The sequence below is a fragment of the Lentzea sp. NPDC004782 genome (assembly GCF_040609115.1).
In the GTDB taxonomy this organism is placed as follows: Bacteria; Actinomycetota; Actinomycetes; order Mycobacteriales; family Pseudonocardiaceae; genus Lentzea.
In genome coordinates, this window is the sequence record NZ_JBEXJN010000075.1 from 16,241 (window position 1) to 36,042 (window position 19,802).

Annotated in this window: 18 protein-coding genes; 11 read left to right on the forward strand and 7 right to left on the reverse strand. The window is 72.1% G+C overall.

Features of this window, described 5'->3' with window-relative positions; translation table 11 throughout:
• Nucleotides 1-10 precede the first annotated feature (10 nt).
• Nucleotides 11-850 carry a helix-turn-helix transcriptional regulator gene (locus ABZV40_RS40905; RefSeq protein WP_355454671.1) on the forward strand — a complete coding sequence of 280 codons (840 nt, stop codon included), beginning with the start codon at nt 11-13 and terminating at the stop codon, nt 848-850.
• On the opposite strand, the gene ABZV40_RS40910 is transcribed toward ABZV40_RS40905, so the two are convergent.
• From ABZV40_RS40910 to ABZV40_RS40920, 3 genes are all read right to left on the reverse strand, one after another.
• Complete coding sequence (locus ABZV40_RS40910) at nt 769-1,860, reverse strand: acetate/propionate family kinase (RefSeq protein WP_355454673.1); 1,092 nt, start codon at nt 1,858-1,860, stop codon at nt 769-771. The two genes, ABZV40_RS40905 and ABZV40_RS40910, sit on opposite strands and share 82 nt — an antisense overlap.
• Nucleotides 1,857-4,178 carry a phosphoketolase family protein gene (locus tag ABZV40_RS40915; RefSeq protein ID WP_355454675.1) on the reverse strand — a complete coding sequence of 774 codons (2,322 nt, stop codon included), beginning with the start codon at nt 4,176-4,178 and terminating at the stop codon, nt 1,857-1,859. Before ABZV40_RS40915 ends, ABZV40_RS40910 begins: the two co-directional genes overlap by 4 nt.
• Before the next feature lie 160 nt (nt 4,179-4,338).
• Nucleotides 4,339-5,337 carry a nitroreductase family protein gene (locus ABZV40_RS40920; protein ID WP_355454677.1) on the reverse strand — a complete coding sequence of 333 codons (999 nt, stop codon included), beginning with the start codon at nt 5,335-5,337 and terminating at the stop codon, nt 4,339-4,341.
• A gap of 140 nt (nt 5,338-5,477) precedes the next feature.
• On the opposite strand from ABZV40_RS40920, the gene ABZV40_RS40925 reads away from it, so the two are divergent.
• Entirely contained in the window at nt 5,478-7,151 is a 1,674-nt protein-coding gene (locus tag ABZV40_RS40925) for a GAF domain-containing protein (RefSeq protein ID WP_355454679.1), read from the forward strand.
• Between the two features lie 146 nt (nt 7,152-7,297).
• On the opposite strand, the gene ABZV40_RS40930 is transcribed toward ABZV40_RS40925, so the two are convergent.
• Both ABZV40_RS40930 and ABZV40_RS40935 read right to left on the reverse strand, forming a co-directional pair.
• A complete protein-coding gene (locus ABZV40_RS40930) occupies nt 7,298-7,957 on the reverse strand; it encodes a response regulator transcription factor (RefSeq protein ID WP_355454681.1) in 660 nt (219 codons plus the stop codon).
• A 124-nt stretch (nt 7,958-8,081) separates the two neighbouring features.
• Nucleotides 8,082-8,525, reverse strand: a complete 444-nt coding sequence (locus ABZV40_RS40935; RefSeq protein WP_355454683.1) for a universal stress protein — start codon at nt 8,523-8,525, stop codon at nt 8,082-8,084.
• 147 nt (nt 8,526-8,672) lie between these two features.
• Here ABZV40_RS40935 and ABZV40_RS40940 point away from each other — a divergent pair, with 147 nt between their 5' ends.
• The 8 genes from ABZV40_RS40940 (at nt 8,673) to ABZV40_RS40975 (ending at nt 17,180) form a co-directional block, all read left to right on the forward strand.
• Entirely contained in the window at nt 8,673-8,870 is a 198-nt protein-coding gene (locus ABZV40_RS40940) for a DUF1918 domain-containing protein (protein ID WP_355454685.1), read from the forward strand.
• Between the two features lie 5 nt (nt 8,871-8,875).
• Complete coding sequence (locus tag ABZV40_RS40945; protein ID WP_355454687.1) at nt 8,876-10,081, forward strand: DUF4010 domain-containing protein; 1,206 nt, start codon at nt 8,876-8,878, stop codon at nt 10,079-10,081.
• Between the two features lie 77 nt (nt 10,082-10,158).
• The gene (locus ABZV40_RS40950; protein ID WP_355454689.1) at nt 10,159-10,593 is read left to right on the forward strand and encodes a universal stress protein; all 435 of its coding nucleotides are present in this window, start codon (nt 10,159-10,161) and stop codon (nt 10,591-10,593) included.
• Nucleotides 10,590-13,169, forward strand: coding sequence for a GNAT family N-acetyltransferase (locus ABZV40_RS40955; RefSeq protein WP_355454691.1), 2,580 nt, complete (start codon nt 10,590-10,592; stop codon nt 13,167-13,169). Before ABZV40_RS40950 ends, ABZV40_RS40955 begins: the two co-directional genes overlap by 4 nt.
• 15 nt (nt 13,170-13,184) lie before the next feature.
• A complete protein-coding gene (locus ABZV40_RS40960; protein WP_355454693.1) occupies nt 13,185-13,637 on the forward strand; it encodes a universal stress protein in 453 nt (150 codons plus the stop codon).
• Nucleotides 13,634-14,029 (forward strand): CBS domain-containing protein, encoded by a 396-nt coding sequence (locus tag ABZV40_RS40965; protein ID WP_355454695.1) that lies wholly within the window; start codon nt 13,634-13,636, stop codon nt 14,027-14,029. The genes ABZV40_RS40960 and ABZV40_RS40965 overlap by 4 nt, the downstream gene beginning before the upstream one ends.
• Nucleotides 14,010-16,529: an HAD-IC family P-type ATPase gene (locus ABZV40_RS40970; RefSeq protein WP_355454697.1), complete on the forward strand. Its 2,520-nt coding sequence runs from the start codon at nt 14,010-14,012 to the stop codon at nt 16,527-16,529. Before ABZV40_RS40965 ends, ABZV40_RS40970 begins: the two co-directional genes overlap by 20 nt.
• A 69-nt stretch (nt 16,530-16,598) precedes the next feature.
• Nucleotides 16,599-17,180 carry a hypothetical protein gene (locus ABZV40_RS40975; protein WP_355454699.1) on the forward strand — a complete coding sequence of 194 codons (582 nt, stop codon included), beginning with the start codon at nt 16,599-16,601 and terminating at the stop codon, nt 17,178-17,180.
• A gap of 6 nt (nt 17,181-17,186) precedes the next feature.
• Here ABZV40_RS40975 and ABZV40_RS40980 read toward each other — a convergent pair whose 3' ends face one another.
• Together ABZV40_RS40980 and ABZV40_RS40985 are read right to left on the reverse strand one after the other, a co-directional pair.
• A complete protein-coding gene (locus tag ABZV40_RS40980; RefSeq protein WP_355454701.1) occupies nt 17,187-17,738 on the reverse strand; it encodes a hypothetical protein in 552 nt (183 codons plus the stop codon).
• A 103-nt stretch (nt 17,739-17,841) separates the two neighbouring features.
• On the reverse strand, nt 17,842-18,561 hold the full coding sequence (locus ABZV40_RS40985) for a TetR/AcrR family transcriptional regulator (protein WP_355454703.1): 720 nt from the start codon (nt 18,559-18,561) through the stop codon (nt 17,842-17,844).
• An 86-nt stretch (nt 18,562-18,647) separates the two neighbouring features.
• On the opposite strand from ABZV40_RS40985, the gene ABZV40_RS40990 reads away from it, so the two are divergent.
• Nucleotides 18,648-19,496 (forward strand): NAD(P)H-binding protein, encoded by an 849-nt coding sequence (locus ABZV40_RS40990; RefSeq protein WP_355454705.1) that lies wholly within the window; start codon nt 18,648-18,650, stop codon nt 19,494-19,496.
• Nucleotides 19,497-19,802: the final 306 nt, after the last annotated feature.

Sequence of the window (19,802 nt, forward strand, 5' to 3'; positions counted from 1 at the left end):
GACTCGGGGTATGGACAAGCAGGAGCTCGGGGCGTTCCTCCGCAGCCGTCGCGAACGGCTCCGGCCGGAGGACGTCGGCCTTCCGTCCGGACCGCGCCGCCGCACACCGGGGCTGCGCCGGGAGGAGGCCGCGGTCCTCGCGCACATCTCCACCGAGTACTACGTGCGGCTGGAACAGGGCCGGGCACCACGACCGTCGGGTGAGGTGCTCGCCGGGATCGCGGGCGCGTTGCGGCTCACCGAGGCCGAGTCGGACCACCTGCACGTCCTCGCCGGCACCGCGCCGACCCGCGTCCGGCTGCACCGCCGCGACGTCCGCCCGAGCATCCTCGCGCTGCTCGAACGGTTGCCGCAGACCGCGGCCATCGTCATCTCCGCGGTGTTCGAGGTGCTGGCGTGGAACGACCTCGCGGCCGCGTTGCTGGAGGACTTCGCACGCCTCACGCCGAAGGACCGCAACCTCGCGCGCAAGGCGTTCCTCGGGCCGGAGGACACACCGCCGTACGGGATCTCCGACGCGGCCGAGTTCCGGCACCACGTCGTCCGGCAGCTGCGCGCCACCCTGGCCCGCTACCCGGCGGATCCCGAGGTGAGCGGCCTCGTCGACGAGCTGCGCGCCGGAAGCCCCGACTTCGCCCGGCTGTGGGAGCGGCACGACGTGCAGGCCGCGCCGATGCTCACGAAGACGTTCCGCCACCCGGCCGTCGGGGACGTCACCGTCACGTGCGACACGCTGGTGATCGATGATCGCGACCAGCACCTCGTGCTCTACAGCGCGCCGCTGGGCTCCTCCGACGCAGAGGCCTTGGCGCTGCTGAACGTGCTCGGCGCTGCCGCGCTCGACGCCTGACTCAGCACCTGACGCGTCTGGGCGGCGATCTCCACGTCCTCACGTGCCTCGACGACCAGGACCTGCTCGATCCGGAGGAACTTCAAGCCGCTGACGGTGTCCGCTCTGAGTGCGGCGTCGTGCTCGCCCACGCCACCGGTGAACACGAGCAGGTCGATCCCGCCCAGGGACGCGGCCATGGCGGCGATGCCCTGGCGCAACCGGTGCGTGTACACCTGCAGCGCGAGAGCAGCGTGTTCGTCTCCTCGCTCGGCGGCCTGGCGCACGTCCCGCAGATCGCCGCCGACCCCGGACAGCCCGGCGAGCCCCGAGTGGTGCTCCAGGCCGTCCTCCAGCTCGTCGAGGGGGAGTCCGGCGCGTTGCAGCCAGACCAGCAGGCCGGGGTCGACGTCACCGCTGCGGGTCGCCATCACCAGGCCCGCCAACGGGGTGAAGCCCATCGTGGTGTCGACCGATTGTCCATTCACGACAGCCGCGAGCGAGGCGCCGGAACCGAGGTGGCAGCTCACCACGCGGGCACCCGGCCGGACGGCCAGCTCGCAGGCGTGGCGGGACGCGTAGGCGTGGGACAGGCCGTGGAACCCGTACCTGCGCAGGTCCCACTTCCGGCGCCACGCCTCGGGAACGGCGTAGGTCGTCGCGGACGGTGGCATCGTGGTGTGGAACGCGGTGTCGAAGCAGGCGACCTGCGGCACGTCCGGCAGCAGCTCCCGCGCCGCGGTGATGCCGGCGAGCGCACGGGGCTGGTGCAGCGGCGCCAGCGCGGTGAGAGCGCCGATGCGCCGGACGACCTCGTCGTCGAGCACGGTGGCGCTGGTGAACGCGGATCCGCCGTGCACGACCCGGTGCCCGGCCGCGTGGACCTCCGGCGCGGTGGCGAGGAAGTCCTCCAGCGGCTGCACTTCTCCCGACCAGCGTTCCACGTGCCGCTCGGTGAGGACGGCGTCGTCCTCACCGAGCACACGCAGTTTCAGGCTGGACGAGCCCGCGTTCACGACCAGAACTGTCACTGCCAGGTCCAGTCGCGCACCTCGGGCAGGTCCTCGCCGTGCTCGCGGATCCACGCGTGGTGGCGGGCCCGCTGGTCCTGCATGAGCTGCCGCAGCCGGGCCGCCTTCTGGCCGAGTCCCGGCACGCGGTCGACGACGTCGATCACCAGCCGGTACCGGTCCATGTCGTTGAGCACGAGCATGTCGAACGGCGTGGTGGTGGTGCCTTCCTCCTTGTACCCGCGGACGTGCAGGTTGCGGTGGTTGGCGCGGCGGTAGGTGAGGCGGTGGATCAGCCACGGGTAGCCGTGGTAGGCGAAGATCACCGGCTTGTCGGTGGTGAACAGCGCGTCGAACTCGCGGTCCGGCATGCCGTGCGGGTGCTCGGTGTCGGGCTGCAGGCGCATCAGGTCGACGACGTTGACCACCCGCACGCGCAGTTGCGGCAGGTGTTCGCGCAGCAGACCGGTCGCGGCGAGCACCTCGACGGTCGGCGCGTCTCCGGCGCACGCCAGCACGACGTCGGGTTCGTCCTCGTCGTTGCTCGCCCAGTCCCAGATGCCCGCCCCGCGCGCGCAGTGCAACACGGCTTCGTCGATGGAGAGCCAGTCCGGCGTCTCGTTCTTGCCCGCCACGACGACGTTGACGTAGTCCCTGCTGCGCAGGCAGTGGTCGGCCACCGACAGCAGCGTGTTCGTGTCCGGCGGCAGGTAGACCCGGACGACCTCGGCCTTCTTGTTCATCACGTGGTCGATGAAGCCGGGGTCCTGGTGCGAGAACCCGTTGTGGTCCTGCCGCCACACGTGCGAGCTGAGCAGGTAGTTGAGCGACGCGACGGGCCGGCGCCACTCCAGGTGCCGGCTGGTCTTGAGCCACTTGGCGTGCTGGTTGAACATCGAGTCGACGATGTGGATGAACGCCTCGTAGCAGTTGAACAGCCCGTGCCTGCCGGTGAGCAGGTAGCCCTCCAGCATGCCCTGGCACAGGTGCTCGGACAGCACCTCGACGACCCGGCCGTCGTGCTGGAGGTGCTCGTCGACCGGCAACGTCTCTGCCTGCCACTGCTTTCCGGTCACCTCGAACACGGCGTCGAGCCGGTTCGAGGCGGTCTCGTCCGGTCCGAAGACGCGGAAGTTGCGCGCGTCGGCGTTGAGGCTGACGACGTCGCGCAGCATCCGGCCGAGGGCCCTGGTCGGTTCGGAGTGCGTGGTGCCGTGCTTCACGACCTCCGCGGCGTGCTCGCGGATGCCCGGCATCTTCAGCTCGCGCAGCAACAGTCCGCCGTTGGCGTGCGGTGTCGCGCCCATCCGGCGGGTGCCGTCGGGGACCAGCTCGGAGAGGTCCTCGCGGGGCGCGCCGTCGGCGTCGAAGAGCTCGTCCGGGCGGTAGCTGCGCAGCCAGGACTCCAGCTGACGCAGGTGCTCCGGGTTGTCCCGCACGCCGGCCAGCGGGACCTGGTGGGCGCGCCAGGTGTTCTCGACCGGAACTCCGTCCACTTCGGACGGACCGGTCCAGCCCTTCGGGCTGCGCAGCACGATCATCGGCCACCGCGGCCGGTCCTCGGTGTCCTTGATCCGGTGGATCTCGTCCACGACCTCGTCGAGCACTTCGGCCATGCGCGCGTGCATCGCCTTCGGTTCGTCGCCCTCGACGTAGTAGGGGACGTAGCCGTAACCGCGCAGCAACGCGTCCAGCTCGTCGTGCGGGATCCGCGACAGCAGGCTCGGGTTGGCGATCTTGTAGCCGTTGAGGTGCAGGATCGGCAGCACCGCGCCGTCCTTGCGCGGGTTGAGGAACTTGCCGGCGTGCCAGCTGGTCGCGAGCGGTCCGGTCTCCGCCTCGCCGTCACCGACCACGCAGGCCACGATCAGGCCGGGGTTGTCGAAGGCGGCACCGAACGCGTGCGCCAGCGAGTAGCCCAGTTCGCCGCCCTCGTGGATGGACCCCGGCACCTCGGGTGCCACGTGGCTCGGCACGCCACCGGGGAAGGAGAACTGGCGGAACAGCGCGCGCATGCCGTCGCCGTCCCGTGGCACGTCGGGGTAGGTCTCGCTGTAGGTGCCCTCCAGCCACGTGTTGGCCAGCAGCGCGGGGCCGCCGTGGCCGGGACCGGTCACGAACAGCACGTCGAGGTCGCGCTCCCGGATGACCCGGTTGAGGTGCGCGTAGACGAAGTTGAGGCCCGGTGTGGTGCCCCAGTGGCCGAGCAGCCTCGGCTTGATGTGCTCCGGCGTCAGCGGTTCGGTCAGCAGCGGGTTGTCCATCAGGTAGATCTGGCCCGCCGACAGGTAGTTGGCGGCCCGCCAGTACGCGTCGACCAGCTCCAGGTCGGTGGTCACGGGGTTCCTCCTCGTCAGGTTCATCGGTTCCAGCTTCTCGGGGCTGGTGGCAGGAGCGCAGGGCCCGTGGTCCCCGACGCCGTGGGACCTAAGGGCCTCCGGCCCGGGCACGGCGCGACCGGCGGGCACACGCCCGCCGGTCGCCGTGTGAGGGGCCTCGTCAGCAGGGTGCGTGCTCGTCGGACTCGATCATCAGCTCGGCGACGGAGCGGCGCGGTGTGGGCGGCACCGGGGTGCTGAACCCCAGGCGCAGCACGGTCTGCGGCACGAGCAGGCCGCCGAGCGCGCGCCGCAGGTCCTCGCGGATGCGGCGCACCTCGACCGGCTGGGACAGGAACGACGCGGACAGGCCGTGCGTGGTCGCCGTGAGCAGGACGCGCTGAAGTGCCTGGCCTGCCTGCAGATCGCCGAGCGGGCCGTCGTAGAACGAGCAGAGGACCACGACGAGCGGGTCGGACTCGTAGTCCTTGCCCGGCTGGCGTTCCGGGCCCTGGAAGTCGCGGAACACCCACTCGTCCTGCATCGCCGGCCGCACGCCGGCGGACGCGGGAGGCACGCCGTCGGTCGCGCCGGGACGGTGGCCGGTGAACGCCGCGAGCTCCGCCTGCACGGCCTCGTCGTGGAGCTGGATCTCGTGCGCGCGCTGGACGAGCTTCTTGAGCTGGGCCCGGTCCTCTCGCGTGGTGACGACGTGCAACCAGGAGCGTTCCAGCTCCGCCGCCCGGACCAGCGCGTGCCTTTGCCGCGGGTCGACGGTCGCCTCCAGGAACGGCTTGCGGTTGGTGCGCCGGTGCGGCACGGCCTTCAGCAGGGCGCGGTGCTCGTCGTCGATCTTGAGCGTGCCGCCGCGGCGGACCACCGCGAGCGCGCCGGGCGCGTCCTGGCCGGGCAGCACGGTGACCAGCGGGCGCACGCCCAGGTCCTGCAGCGCGAGGCGCAGGTTGTAGAGCGCGGCACCGCAGGACAGCCGCAGCTCGCGGTCCTCGGGGTCGGTGGCCGCGAGCTTGCGGGACGGGTCCGGGTGCAGCTCGATCCGGTCGCGGCGGACGCGGAACCGCCAGGGCTGCGTGTTGTGGACCGAGGGCGCCAGTGCGGCGGTCGCGAGCGCCCGCTCGACCTGTTCGGGCGTCAATCCCAGCGCCGCCGTCACCTGAGCCATGTCTTTCACCTCGTCGTGTCACCTGGTCGAACGTGTCCTCCCACCACTGTTCGCGGCACGATCGGGTGGTCCCAGCGTCGAAGGTCCTGACCCGATCGGGACCGCTTGGCGTCGCGCCGGGCCCGTGAAAAGCTTGATCGGTGACCGGACCCGACGAGAAACTTTCCCGAAGCCTGCTGGGCGGGCTGCGGCTGGACGAGCTGCTCGACGAGATGCGCGAGCGGCTGGCCGAGATCGGGTCGACCAGGGACAAGATGCAGAGCCTGCTCGACGCCGTGCTCGCGGTCGGCGCCGGCCTGGAGCTGGACTCGACCCTGCAACGGATCGTGCAGGCCGCCGTTGAGCTCGTCGGGGCCCGCTACGGCGCGCTGGGCGTGCTCGGCTCGCGGCACAACCTCTCGCAGTTCGTCTACGTCGGCATCGATCCCGAGACCCGCGCGCACATGGGCCACCTGCCCGAGGGCAAGGGCCTGCTCGGGCTGCTCATCAAGGAGCCGAGGGCGATCCGGCTGCACGACCTGACCGAGCACGCCGCGTCGGTCGGCTTCCCGCCGAACCACCCGCCGATGCACGGCTTCCTGGGCGTGCCCGTGCGCGTGCGCGACGAGGTGTTCGGCAACCTCTACATGACCGAGAAGACCGACGGCGGCGACTTCACCGCCGACGACGAGGTCGTGCTGGAGGCGCTGGCCGCGGCGGCCGGTGTGGCGGTGGAGAACGCCAGGCTGTTCGAACGGTCGCGGATGCGCGAGCGGTGGCTGGAGGCGACCGCGGAGATCAACGCCCAGCTCCTCGCCGGTGCGACGGCGCAGGACGCCCTGCAGCTCATCGCCCAGCGTGCCGTCGAGCTCGCGTCGGCGTCCTGGACGGTGGTGCTGCTGCGCGAGGGCGAAGGGCTGCGCAGGGCGGCCTGGGCGGGTAGCGACACGACTCCCGAGCACTTCGCGCCGGACGCGCCGGTCCTCGCACAGGTGCTGGAGACCGGCGCACCGGCGCTGGTCGAGGACGTGGACGGCAGCCTCGGCGAGCTGCCCGAGCAGGCGGGAGCCGCGGTGGTGCTGCCACTGCGCGCGGGCACGGCGGTGACGGGCGTGCTCCTCGCCGTGCGGGAGAAGGACGCCCCGGCGTTCGGCGCGGACCTGATGCCGCTGCTGGCCTCGTTCGCCGACCAGGCGGTGGTCGCGATCGAGTTCGCCGAGAACCAGCAGGCCAGGCGCGTGGTCGACGTGCTGGAGGACCGCGACCGGATCGCCCGCGACCTGCACGACCACGTGATCCAGCGGCTCTTCGCCACCGGCATGAGCCTGCAGGGCGCGCTGACGTGGGTGAACCACCCGGAGGCCCGCAGAAGGGTGACGAAGGCGGTCAACCAGCTCGACCAGACCGTGCTGGAGATCCGCACGTCGATCTTCGACCTGCAGGCCGACTCCGGCGACACGGGCCTGCGCCGCAGGCTGCTCGACATCGTCGCGGAGATCACCGAGAACGCCGAGGTGAGCCCGGCGATCCGGATGTCGGGCACCATCGACAGCCTCGTGCCCGACCACATCGCCGAGCACGCCGAGGCCGTGGTGCGCGAGACCGTCACCAACGCGCTGCGCCACGCCCACGCGACCGAGCTGACGCTGACCGTCGAGGCCGGGGACGCGTTGATCATCTCGATGGTCGACAACGGGCTGGGCATGCCGCCCGAGGTCGCCCGCAGCGGGTTGCGCAACCTGGAGCAACGGGCGGCGTCGTTGAACGGGGCGCTGACGGTCGCCGACGAGCCCGGCGGCGGCACACGGGTGACGTGGCGGGTTCCGCTGGCCTGAGCACCTGGTCCGACCTGCGCGGCCAAACGCGACCTCAGGTGGATGAAGGGCGCCTTCATCCACCTGAGGTCGATGAAGGCGCCCTTCATCCACGACACAAGCCCTTCTGCGAGCGAGCGGCGGTTCTGCTCGAACCATGCCGTGGGTCAGCCGGTTTCGTTGTCGTGGGTCGGCTTGTTGCGCAGCTGCGACGACAGCACGGCGGCCTGGGTGCGGCGTTCGAGGCCGAGCTTGGCGAGCAGGTGCGACACGTAGTTCTTCACGGTCTTCTCGGCGAGGAACATCTTCTCGGCGATCTGCCGGTTGGTCAGGCCGTCGCCGATGTAGTCGAACACGGTCCGCTCCTGCTCGGTGAGCGCGCGGACCGGGTCGCCCTGCTCGCGTTCCCGGCGGATGCGGTTGAGCAGCGCGGCGGTGGAGCGGGCGTCCAGGAGGGAGTGCCCGGCCGCGACCGTCTTCACGGCGGTCGTGAGGTCCGTGCCGAGGATGCGCTTGAGCACGAAACCGGACGCGCCGGCCATGATCGCGTCGAACAGCGCCTCGTCGTCGGTGAACGACGTGAGCATCAGGACCTGCAGCTCGGGCAGGCGTGACCGCAGCTCGCGGCACAGCTCGATGCCGTTGCCGTCGGGCAGGCGCACGTCGAGCACGGCCACGTCCGGGTTGGTCGCGGGGATCATCGTGAGCGCCTCGGTCACCGAGGACGCCTCGCCGACGACCTCCAGGTCGGGGGAGGCGCTCAGCAGCTCCCTGATCCCGACCCGGACGACCTCGTGGTCGTCCACCAGGAAGACTCGCGACACCACTTGCCCACCACCTCTTCTCGAACGTTGCGAGATCACGATCTCCCAGCCGGACCGCGCTCACACAGGGCCCTAAGTCCCTGTCGTGAGGATTCCAGGGTCCTCCACGGCCGCGGAATCCGCGAGATCACCGTGCCGACGGCGGTACGACCACGACCGGGCAGGCCGCGTGACGCAGGCACCTCGCCGCCACGCCGTGAGCCAGGAACTCCCGCACGGCCCCGCGCCCGCGCGTGCCGATCACCAGCAGCTCGGCGTGCTTCGAGGCCTCGGTCAGGTGGTCGGCCGCGTCACCCACGACCACGCTCTCGGCGACGTCCGGCGCGCCCGGCACCGCGGCCCGCACCTGTTCCACGGCGTCGTGCAGCTCACGTGCCGGGTGCCGCTGCGGCATCTCGCCGTACGGGTTGAGGCCCATCGGCACGGCCGGCACCATCACCGGCTCCTGCTGGTGGGCCAGCACCGCCTCCACCCGCGCACCCCGGTGCTCCGCTTCCTCCATCGCCCACCGCAACGCCGCGCGCGACTCCGGCGAACCGTCGACGCCGACCAAGATCACAGGTGTCCTCATGACCGCTCCCATCACTCACCACGAGCGTTGCTGCGCGGGCGCGGGGTGGGCAGGGACGAACGTCACGAGCCGGGCGAGCCCATCCGCACTGCTGACGTGCCCGCGCGAGGCGAACTCTCATTCGCACGGACCGGTATGGAGGGCGCCATGAAGGCGAAAGCGGGCGACTGGCTGGTGGATCCCAGCGGACGGCGCGGACTGATAACGGGTATCAGACACGAGGACGGCGGTCCGCCGTACGTGGTGCGATGGCTCGACACCGAGCACGAGGCGCTGGTGTTTCCCGGCCCGGACACGCACCTCGTGACGGCCGAGGACGAAGCTGCCCGGCTGCACGCGAGCTGACCCCGGTGGACACCGCTGTCGCACTCGGCCACCTCGCGACGGCCCTCGCGATCGGCCTGCTGCTGGGCGTCGAACGCGAGCACGACCACGCGCACAACGGCAGCCGTCCCGCAGGCTCGCGGACGTTCCCGCTGATCGCCCTGGCCGGTGCCGTGAGCGCGGCGCTCTCGCCGGTCGCGCTGGGCGTTGCGCTCGCCGCGGTCGCCGCGCTCGTGATCGCCTGGTACCTGCGCACCGAGGAACCCGGCGCCACGACCGAGATCGCCGCCATCGCCACGTTCCTGCTGGGCGCGCTCGCGTGGCACCGGCCGGAGCTCGCGGTTCCGGTCGGGGTCGCCGCGGCCGTGTTGCTGGCCGCGAAACGGCCGTTGCACCGGTTCGCCCGCAAGGTGGTGAGCGACCAGGACGTCCGTGACGCGATGGTCCTGTTCGTCGTCGCGTTCGTCGTGCTGCCGTTGCTGCCCAACCGGCCGCTCGGACCGTACGGGGTGCTCAACCCCGCGCGCGTGTGGTGGCTCGTCATCGCGGTGACGGTGATCGGCTGGGCCGGATACGTCGCGGCACGGGCGTTCGGGGAGCGCTGGGGGCTGCTGGTCACGGGGTTCGCCGGTGGGTTCGTGTCCGGGTCGGCGACGACCGCCGTGATGGCGCGCAAGTCCCGAACCGTTGGCGCGGCGGCGTTTCCGGGCGCGGTGGCGGTCAACCTCGCCACGCTCGCGCAGATCGTCGCCGTGACGGCGATCGCGAGCCCTCCGGTCGCGCTGAGGCTGCTGCCCGCGGTCGGCGCGGGTGCGGCCGTCCTGCTGGTGGAGGTCGCGTGGCTGGTGTGGCGCACGGAAGCGGTGGCAGCGGAACCCGCCACGAGCAGGCCGATGTCGCTCAAGGCCGCGCTGTCGCTGGCCGCGATCCTGGTGCTGTTCCTGGTCGTCACCCGCGCCGCCGCGGCCTGGCTGGGCGGCGGGGGAGTGGTCGCGGCCGGGGCGCTGGGCGGGCTGGCCGACGCGCACGCGGCCGCGATCGCCGCCGCTTCCCTTGCGCCGCAGTCGATTTCGGTGCGCACGGCGGTCGTCGCCTGTGGAGCGGCATTGGCGACGAACACCGTCGTGAAGCTCGTGCTGGCCGCGGTGGCGGGCGGGCCGCGGTTCGCGCTGAGGCTCGCCGCCTGGCTGGCGCCCGCGGTCGTGGCGGTGGCGGCGGGCATGGCCTGGTAGGGCGGGGACGAAGGTCCCGAGCGGCGCGGGACCGCGGGCACTCACCGGCCGCGGTGCAGGTCGGAAGGCTGAGGTGCATGAACGAGAAGGAGTCCCGGCCCGTCGTGGTCGGCGTGGACGGATCACCCGCCGCGCGGGCGGCACTGCGGTGGGCCGTGGAGGACGCCGGGCGGCGCGGCTGCCGGGTCGACGCGGTCTGGGCGTGGCACCCCGACTACGGCGGCATGATCGGTCCGCTGCCGGCCGAGGTCGTGCAGGCGATGTCGCCGCAGGCGCTGGAAGCCGCGGCGCGCAAGGCTCTGGACGCGGCGGTCGAGGGGTTCGAGGGCGCGGACATCCGTCCCGTCCTGGTCGAGGGCGACGCGAGGGACGTGCTCGTCAAGGCGTCGGAGGAAGCCGAGCTGCTCGTGGTCGGCAACCGCGGCCACGGCACGCTCGTGGGAGCGATCCTCGGCTCGGTCAGCGCCCACTGCGTGCACCACGCCTCCTGCCCAGTGGTCGTGGTCCGATGAACGCCGTCGCGCTGCTCACCGACGGGTCCGCGGTCACCGTGCGCGAACTGGGGCCCGAGGACGTCCCCGCGCTGCTGGCCCTGCACCGCTCGCTGCCGGTCGAGGACCGCTACCTGAGGTTCTTCAGCACCTCACCGCGGCAGCTGGAGGACTTCGTCGAGCGCATGGTGGCGCCGGACGCGCCGAAGCACGTGGTGCTGGGCGCGTTCCGCGGCGACCGGTTGCTCGGCGCGGCGAGCTACGTGATCGTGCGCGACACCGACTTCGCCGAGGTCGCGCTCGTCGTGTCGCACGCCGAGCAGACCCACGGCCTCGGCACGCTGCTGCTGGAACACCTCGCCTCCCTGGCCCGCGCCAGGGGAGTGCGGAGGTTCACCGCCGAGGTGCTCACGATCAACGGCCGCATGCTGCGCGTGTTCACCGACATGGGCTTCGTGACCGGCATCGTGCCCGACGGCGAGGTCATGTACGTCGAGCTCCTGCTGGAGCCCGGTGACCGCTATCTCGACGCGGTCAGCGAGCGCGAGTCGGTCGCCGACGTCGCGAGCCTGACCCACGTGCTGCGGCCGGGCTCGATCGCGGTGGTGGGCGCGGGCCGGTCACCGAGCTCCGTCGGCCACGCGGTGCTGCGCAACCTGGCCGAGGGCGACTTCACCGGTGACCTGTACGCGGTGAACCCGCACGCGAAGTCGGTGGCCGGCGTCGACTGCTACGCGTCGATCGAGGAGCTGCCCGAGGCACCGGAGCTCGCCGTGCTGTGCGTGCCGGCGAAGGCGGTGCCCGCGGCCGCCGAAGCGTGCGGACGTCGAGGCGTGCGCGCCCTGGTCGTGATCTCGTCCGGCGTGGAGCCCACCGCGCTGCGCAACGCCGTTCGCGCGCACGGCATGCGCCTCGTCGGTCCCAACTGTCTCGGCGTGTCGACGAGTTCGTCCGCCGTGCGGATGAACGCCACTTTCTCCGCGCACGCCACGCTGGCGGGCGACATCGGCCTGGTCACCCAGTCCGGTGGCGTGGCGATCGCGGTGCAGGAGGAGCTGCGGCGACTGGGACTGGGCCTGTCGAACCTGGTCTCCACCGGCGACAAGCTCGACATCAGCAGCAACGACCTGCTGATGTGGTGGAGCCGGGACCCCGGCACCCGGTTCGCGGTGCTGTACCTGGAGTCCTTCGGCAACCCGCGCAAGTTCGCCCGGCTGGCCCGCCGGGTCGCCCGGCACAAGCCCGTCCTCGCGATCCGGGCCGCCACCAGCGAGGCGGGCCAGCGGGCCGCGGCCTCGCACACCGCCTCGACCGCGACGCCGTCGGTGGTCCGGGACGCGTTGTTCCGCCAGGCCGGCGTGATCGCGGTGAACAGCGTGCCGGAGCTCACGGACGTGCTGATGGCGTTGAGCTGGCAGCCGTTGCCGCGGGGCAGGTCCGTCGCCGTGCTGAGCAACGCGGGCGGGCTCGGTGTGCTGGCGGCGGACGCGTGCGTCCGCGAGGGCCTGCGCATGGCGGAGCTGTCCGCCGGCACCGTGCAGGCGTTGAGCACGCTGCTGCCGGCCACGGCCAGCGGCGGCAACCCCGTGGACACGACCGCCGTGGTGGACGAGCAGACGTTCGCCCGATGCCTCGACGTCATCGCCGCGGACCCGGCCGTCGACGCCGTGATCACCGTGACCGTGCCGACCGCGCTCGGTGACCCGACCGGCGGCGTGCACCCGTTCGCGGACAAGCCGGTGCTCGCGGTCCGCACCGGCCAGACCGAACGGCTCGCCGGTGAGGTTCCCTGCTACGCCGAACCGGCACGGGCCGCGGCGGCGCTCGCCCGGCTCGTGGAGCGCGCGGAGTGGCTGGCCCGGCCGTCGGAGTTCGTGCGGCCCACCGGGATCGACCTCGACGCGGCACGGCGCGTCGTCGCGAGACGTGCCGACGGCTGGCTCACCCCGGACGAGACGGTGTTGCTGCTCAAGGCTTTCGGGCTGCCGGTGCTCGGCGGAACGCTCGTCACGACCGAGGAGCACGCGGTCGCCGCCCAGCGCGCCTACGACGTGCCGGTCGCCCTCAAAGCCGTCGCCGACGACCTGCTGCACAAGAGCAAGGGCGGTGGCGTCGAGCTCGGCCTCGGTGACGCCGAGGCGGTGGCGGAGGCGTTCCGGGCGTTCCAGGACCGGTTCGGCGACCGGCTGCGCGGGGTGTTCGTCCAGCCGATGGCGGCCCGCGGCCGGGAACTGCTGGTGGGCATCGCGACCGACGAGAAGTTCGGGCCGCTCGTGGTGACCGGGCTCGGCGGGGTCGACACCGACGTGATCGACGACCGCGCGGCCGCGCTCGCTCCACTGTCCACAACGGACGCCGACGACCTGGTGCACGGCTTCCGGGCGGCCGGACGGGTGCTCGCCGAGGCGGACGCCGTGGCGGTGCGCGACGTGCTGCTGCGCGTGGCGGAGCTCGCCGGAGCGCTGCCCGAGGTCGCCGAGCTCGACATCAACCCGCTGGTGGTGACCGAAATCGGATGCCTGGTCGTCGACGCCCGCGTGCGGATCGCGCCGGCGCGCGAAACCGACCCGTTCCTGCGCCAACTCAGGACCAGCTGACAAGGAGAGAGAGCGATGAGCAAGACAGACCCGATCGTCGTGGGTGTCGACGGGACACCGGCTTCCGACCGTGCGCTGGCGTGGGCGCTGGACGAGGCGGCCGTGCGCGGGTGCCCGGTGCAGGTGGTCAACGCCTGGCAGTACGAGGCGCTGGTGGACTGGACGGAGACGACGGCCCAGCGCGAGATCGCCGCGTCGGAGCAGCTGATCGAGGAAGCGGTGCAGCGGGCCGCGCAGGGCAGGGCCGAGCTGCCGCGGATCGAGCGGCGCAGCCTGCGCGGTGAAGCCGCCGCGGTGCTGGAGGCCGCGTCGGAGGGCGCCGCGCTGCTGGTGGTCGCCTCGCACACCGACCACCGCATCCGGCAGATGGTGCTCGGCTCGACCAGCATGCACGTCGTCCGGCACTCGCACGCCCCGATCGTCGTGATCCCGGTGACCGACCGCGAGCCGGCGGAGGCGTCGTCGTGAAGGCCCGGGAGCTGCTGACGCGACCGCTGGTGACCGTGGGGCCGCGTGACTTCGCCCGGCACGCCGAGGGGCTGATGGACGACTTCGGCCTGACGATGCTGCCCGTCGTCGACGAGGGCGTCTTCCTCGGCGTGGTGACCAAGGCCGGGTGCCGGCGCGGTGCGGAGGAACTGCCCAAGGTCCAGCGGGTGATGACGCAACCGGTGCTCACGGTCGGACCGGAGTTCGACGTGGCGACCCTGCTCGACGCGATGACCCGCTACGAGGTGATCTCCGTGCCGGTGCTCGACGACCGCCAGGTGATCGGCGTGGTGACCAGGCTCGACGTACTGCGGGCCATCAGCCACGACGACCCGCACCTGCGGGTGAGTCATGCCGCTGAGCACGGCTGACCGCGAGGACGTCGCCCACCACGGGCTGCCGGTGGCGGAGGTGGTGCTGATCGCGGAGACCGATCAGCACACCGGTCTGTCCACCGCGCAGTGGCGGCGGCGTCTCGCCGAGCTCGGCCCGAACGAGCTGCCTCCTCGCCGCGGACCGGGCTGGGTGGTGCGGCTGCTCGGTCAGCTGCACCACCCGTTGATCTACGTCCTGCTCGCCGCCGCGACCGTCACCGCGGCGCTCGGCGAGGTCGTCGACGCGTCGGTGGTGTTCGGCGTCGTCGTGATCAACGCCGTCATCGGGTTCATCCAGGAGGCCCGCGCCGAACGGGCGCTGGACGCGCTGGTGTCCATGGTGCGCACCGAGGCCACGGTGGTGCGCGACGGCGTGGCGGCACGGGTGGCGTCGACCGAGCTCGTGCCGGGCGACGTCGTGCTGCTGGAGGCGGGCGACCAGGTCGGCGCGGATCTGCGGCTGGTGGCGGCGGACGAGTTGCGCGTCGACGAGTCCGCGCTGACCGGCGAGTCCGTGCCCGCGGTGAAGGACCCGGTGTCGCTGCCGTCCGACACGTCGCTCGCCGACCGGGCGAACATGGCCTACTCGGGGACGTTGGTGACCGCGGGAGGTGGCCGCGGCGTCGTGGTCGCGACCGGCGCGGACACCGAGATCGGGCGCGTGCACCGGCTGGTGAGCACCACCGAGACCGTGCAGACCCCGTTGACCCGCAAGCTCGCCCGGTTCAGCCAGGTGCTGACGGTGGTGATCCTCGGGCTCGCGGTGTTCAGCGTGGTCGTGGGGGTGCTGCGCGGCGAACCGCTGGGCGAGATGGTCACCGCGGCCGTCGCGCTGGCCGTCGGCGCGATCCCGGAGGGCCTGCCGGCGGCGGTCACGGTCACGCTCGCGATCGGTGTCGCGCGCATGGCCCGCCGCAACGCGATCATCCGCCGTCTGCCCGCCGTGGAGACGTTGGGCAGCACCACCGTCATCTGCACCGACAAGACCGGCACGCTGACCGCGAACGCCATGACCGTCACGGCGGTCGTGGCCGGCGGTGTGCGTCACGACGTGTCCGGGATCGGTTACGCGCCAACAGGGGACTTCACGCCGGAGCTCGGTCCGGCGGCGCGCGAGTGCCTGCTCGCGGGGCTGGCGTGCAACGACGCGCGGATCGTCCAGGACGGCGACCGGTGGCTGCCGGTCGGTGATCCCACCGAGGCCGCGCTGGTCGTGGCCGCTCGCAAGGCCGGGCTGGACGAGGTGCCGCAACGGGTGGACGTGCTGCCGTTCAGCTCGGAACGCCGGTTCATGGCCACCCTGCACGCCAACGGCGTCGTCTACGTCAAGGGCGCGGTCGAACGCGTTCTCGCCTTGTGCGGGCTCGGCCACAGCGCGGCAGCGGAAGATCTCGCCGCCACCGGCCTGCGCGTGCTGGCGCTCGGCCGGGCCACGGGCGTCGACCTGACCGCGGAAGCCTTGCGCGGCAACGTGGAACTGCTGGGCTTCGTCGCGATGCACGACCCGGCGCGCCCGGAGGCGGTCGAGGCCGTGCGGGCCTGCCAGGACGCGGGCATCGAGGTCAAGATGATCACCGGCGACCACCCGGCCACCGCGCGGACGATCGCCGCGCAGTTCGGCATCTCCGACGTCCACGCCCGTGTCGCGCCCGAGGAGAAACTGCGGCTGGTCAAGGACATCCAAGCCGGCGGCGATGTCGTGGCGATGACCGGCGACGGCGTGAACGACGCACCGGCGTTGCGGCGCGCGGACATCGGCGTGGCGATGGGCCGCGGCGGCACCGAGGTGGCCAAGCAGGCGGCGGACATGGTGCTGACCGACGACAACTTCGCCTCGATCCGCGCCGCCGTCGAGGAAGGCCGCGCGGTCTTCGACAACCTGCGCAAGTTCATCATCTGGACCTTGCCCACGAACATGGCCGAGGGCCTGGTGATCCTCACCGCGATCCTGCTCGGCGTGGCGCTGCCGATCCTGCCGGTGCAGATCCTGTGGATCAACATGACCACCGCCGTGGCGTTGGGCCTGACGCTGGCGTTCGAGCCGCGCGAGCCGGACGTGATGAAGCGCCCGCCGCTGCCGCCTTCCCTGCCGTTGCTGACCCGGCAGCTGGTGGGACGGATCGTGTTCGTGTCGGCGATCCTGCTGGCCTGCTCGTTCGGCGCGTTCCGCTGGCAGCTCACGGCAGGCGCGTCGCTGGAGGTCGCGCGCACGGTCGCGGTCAACGTGTTCGTCGGCGCGCAGATCGCCTACCTGGTCAACTGCCGGTCGCTGGAGAACCTCAGGCCGCACGTCGGACTCGGCCGCAACCGGTGGCTGCTGGTGGGCGTCGCGCTCACCGCGGGCCTGCAGCTCCTGCTGACATATGCGCCGTTCATGAACAGGCTCTTCCACACCGCGCCGCTGGCGTGGCAACCGTGGGTGGTCGTCCTGGTCCTGAGCGCGTTCGCGTACGTCCTGGTGGAGCTGGAGAAGTGGCGTCAGCGCCACATGAACTGACCACCGGCTCATGCGGTGGACGACGAAGGTCCCTGGAGCTTTCCGCACCCGCGGGCGACGCTGGACGGCATGAGCGCGAAGCCCATGTCCCGACTCGTCCGGCGGGTGTTCCCGTGTCGCAACAAGCTGGCCGGCACCGGCGACCGCATCGAGGGCGCGGTGCTGGCCGTGGCGGTTGCGGTGTCGTTGCTCGCCGTGCCCGTCACGGCCACGATCGGTTCGGAGCTCTACACCTCGAAACGCGACCAGGTCGCGGACCAGCAGGCGAGCCGGCACGAGGTGGACGCCGTGCTGGTCGAGGACGCGCCCACCGGTGAGCAGAACGACGTGCTGCAGACCGTCCCGGTCAAGGCGAGGTGGAAGCTGCCCGACGGTGCCACCCGGCAGGGCGAGGTGCCCACGCACCACGACCTGAAGGCGGGCACGACCGTGCGGGTCTGGATCGACGCGTCAGGCACGCCGACCGACCCTCCGCTCACCACGGCCGGCGTCGCCGTGCACGCGGCAGTGATCGCGTTCCTGGTGTGGACCGCGATCGTCGAGGCCATGGTGTTGCTGTACCTCGCGGTGAAGTTCACGCACACGCGAATCCGGGCGCGACGCTGGGCAGCCGAATGGGCCCGCGTCGCGCCCGAGTGGACCGGACGCTGAAGCCGCTCACCGCAGCCAGGAGTTGGCCTGCACCACCGGCAGACTCGCCCACCACCGCGCAACGCCCCACGTGGCACCGGACGCCGTGGCGGCCAGCACGATCAGCACGAGCGCGTAGACGACGTGGTAGTCGATGACCGGGTTGGTGGACATCGTGGCCGCACCGGCCGAAGTGTGCTGCGCGGGCGGCCATTCCGCGGCCCACATGAGCAGCATCATCAGCGTGCCGGCCACCGCCGAGACGCGCAGGCCGATGCCGAGCGTCACCGCCACGCCGATCGCCAGCAAGCCGACCATGAACAGCAGGTCCGCCCACCACGCCCCCGCCCACGCGTGGAACGTCGACTCGAACGGCCCCGCGGCGACCCGGCTCAGGAAGCCCTTCGTCGGCGAACCGCCGGAGAACCACGCGTTCTTGGCCGGCGTGGCGTAACCGAGGCCGAAGGCCTTGTCCAGGAACGCCCACAGGAACAGCAGCCCGGTCGCGATGCGCAGGACCGCCAGGGACGCCGCGGCCGTGCCGGTGCGGTCGCGGATCGGAGTTTCAACAGCGGACATCGTTACCTCCCAATGGTTTCCTGCCATTGAGTGTGCTCAGCAGAGGGAGGCGGGGATGCGGTCCGAGGTCCCTTCGGCAGGAGGGCCGGAACGCCCGGTTCGGCTACGTCCTAGGCCGGTGGTCCTGCAGCTCCGTGACGGTCCGGGTGAGCCACTCGGTCAGCAGGGCGCGTTCGGCGTCGGTGAGCGCCGGGAGCTGGGGCAGCGCCGCGCGGAACGCCACCGCGAGCCCGACGGGTGTGGCGTCGAGCTCTTCCGGTGCGGAGTTGAGGATCTTGCCGAGCACCGCGTCGAACAGCGCGTCGGAGAGCGCCGGGTCGCGGTGTTCCTCCGGGCGGCCCAGCAACGCGAGCACCGCGCCGCTGCCCGCGGCGTGGATCAGGTCGACCGCCCGCGCCTCCGAGACCTTCAACCGCCCGGCGGCCGCCACCCGTGCGACACGGGCCCGCAGCACCTCGGCTCCGGCGCTGGTGGCGGGGGAGTGCCGCCGGCGGCCCGGATCGGCGAGGAGCAGGAACACGTCGGGGTGGGCGAGGTTGAAGGCGAGGTGCTCGGACCAGGCGGCGCGCAGGTCGTCGACCGGGTCGCCGTCCTCGTCGGCCGCCCTGGCCGCCTTGGTGGCGACGTAGTCGGCCATCACGTGCTCCGCGACCGCCTCCAGCAGGCCGTCCTTGTCGCCGAACAGCCGGAAGATCGTCGGCGGCGGCACGCCCGCCTCCTGGGCGACCGCGCGGGTGGTCACCGCTCGGGCGCCGCCGGTGCGGAGCAGGTGGGCCGCGGCGGCGACGATCGCGGACCGGGTGTCAGTGGGCGCGTCCGGCATGAATCGATGATATCAAGATCTTGGTACCAACGGTTCGAATCAGTGGTAGCGTTGTGGCGAATCACTGATTCGGGCTGGAGGAAGTCATGATCATCGTTACCGGGGCCACCGGACGGCTCGGGCACAAGATCGTCGAGAAGCTGCTGGACCACGTGCCGGCCTCGGCGGTCGGCGTGAGCGTGCGCGATCCGGGCAAGGCCGCGGGACTCGGGGTTCGGGTCCGTGCGGGCGACTTCACCGACCCGGCGAGCCTGGAGCACGCGTTCGAGGGAGCGGACCAGGTGCTCGTCGTCTCGGCGTCGATCCGGGGGCCGCAGGCGGCCGCGGCCAACGCGGCGGCGATCGACGCCGCCGTGCGCTCAGGTGCCGGAAGGGTGCTGTACACGAGCCATCAGGCGGCCTCGCCCGGCTCGTTGTTCGATCCGGGGCGGCAGCACGCGGAGACCGAGAAGCACCTGGCCGGCCAGGGCGTCGCGTACACGGCGCTGCGGCACGGGTTCTACGCGAGCACGTTCGAGCTGTACGTGCCCGACGCGCTGCGGACCGGCGAGTTCCGGCTGCCGGAGGACGGCCCGGTCTCGTGGACCGCGCACGACGACCTCGCCGAGGCGGATGTGCTGGCCCTGACGCGGCCCGGCGTGCTCGAGGGGGCGACGCCGCCGCTGACCGCGCCGGAGATGCTCGACTTCGCGGACGTGGCAAGGGTTCTCGGTGAGATCACGGGACGCTCGATCAGGCGGGTCGTCGTGGACGACGAGGAGTGGAAGGCGGCGGCGGTCGCGCAGGGGGTACCCGAGGCGCTGGCAGAGTTCACGCTCGGCATGTTCCGCGCCGCGCGGGCCGGTGAGTTCGCGGTGGCCGGGCCGGCGCTGGAGGAGTTGCTCGGCAGGCCGGCGATCTCGGCGCGTTCGGTGCTGGAGCGCATGGCGGGCTGACGCGCGGCACGCCGGGCAGTCACGTGGATGAAGGGCGCCTTCATCGACCTCAGGTGCACCGTCAGGAACTTGAGGGTGTCGGGGCGGGTTGTGCCCTGCCGGTTGGTTGCCGCGCCGAGGGTGGCCGTGATGGCGGATGAAGGGCTCCTTGCTCCACCTGGCGTGGATGAAGGGCGCCTTCATCCACGTCAGCACGCGCCGGGCGAGGCCTGATCGCACGGTGCACGGCAGTGCGGCAGACCTGGTACGCCCGGCGGGAGCGGCGAGCCCGACCGGGATGAACGGCGCATTTGTCCACCTCAGGTG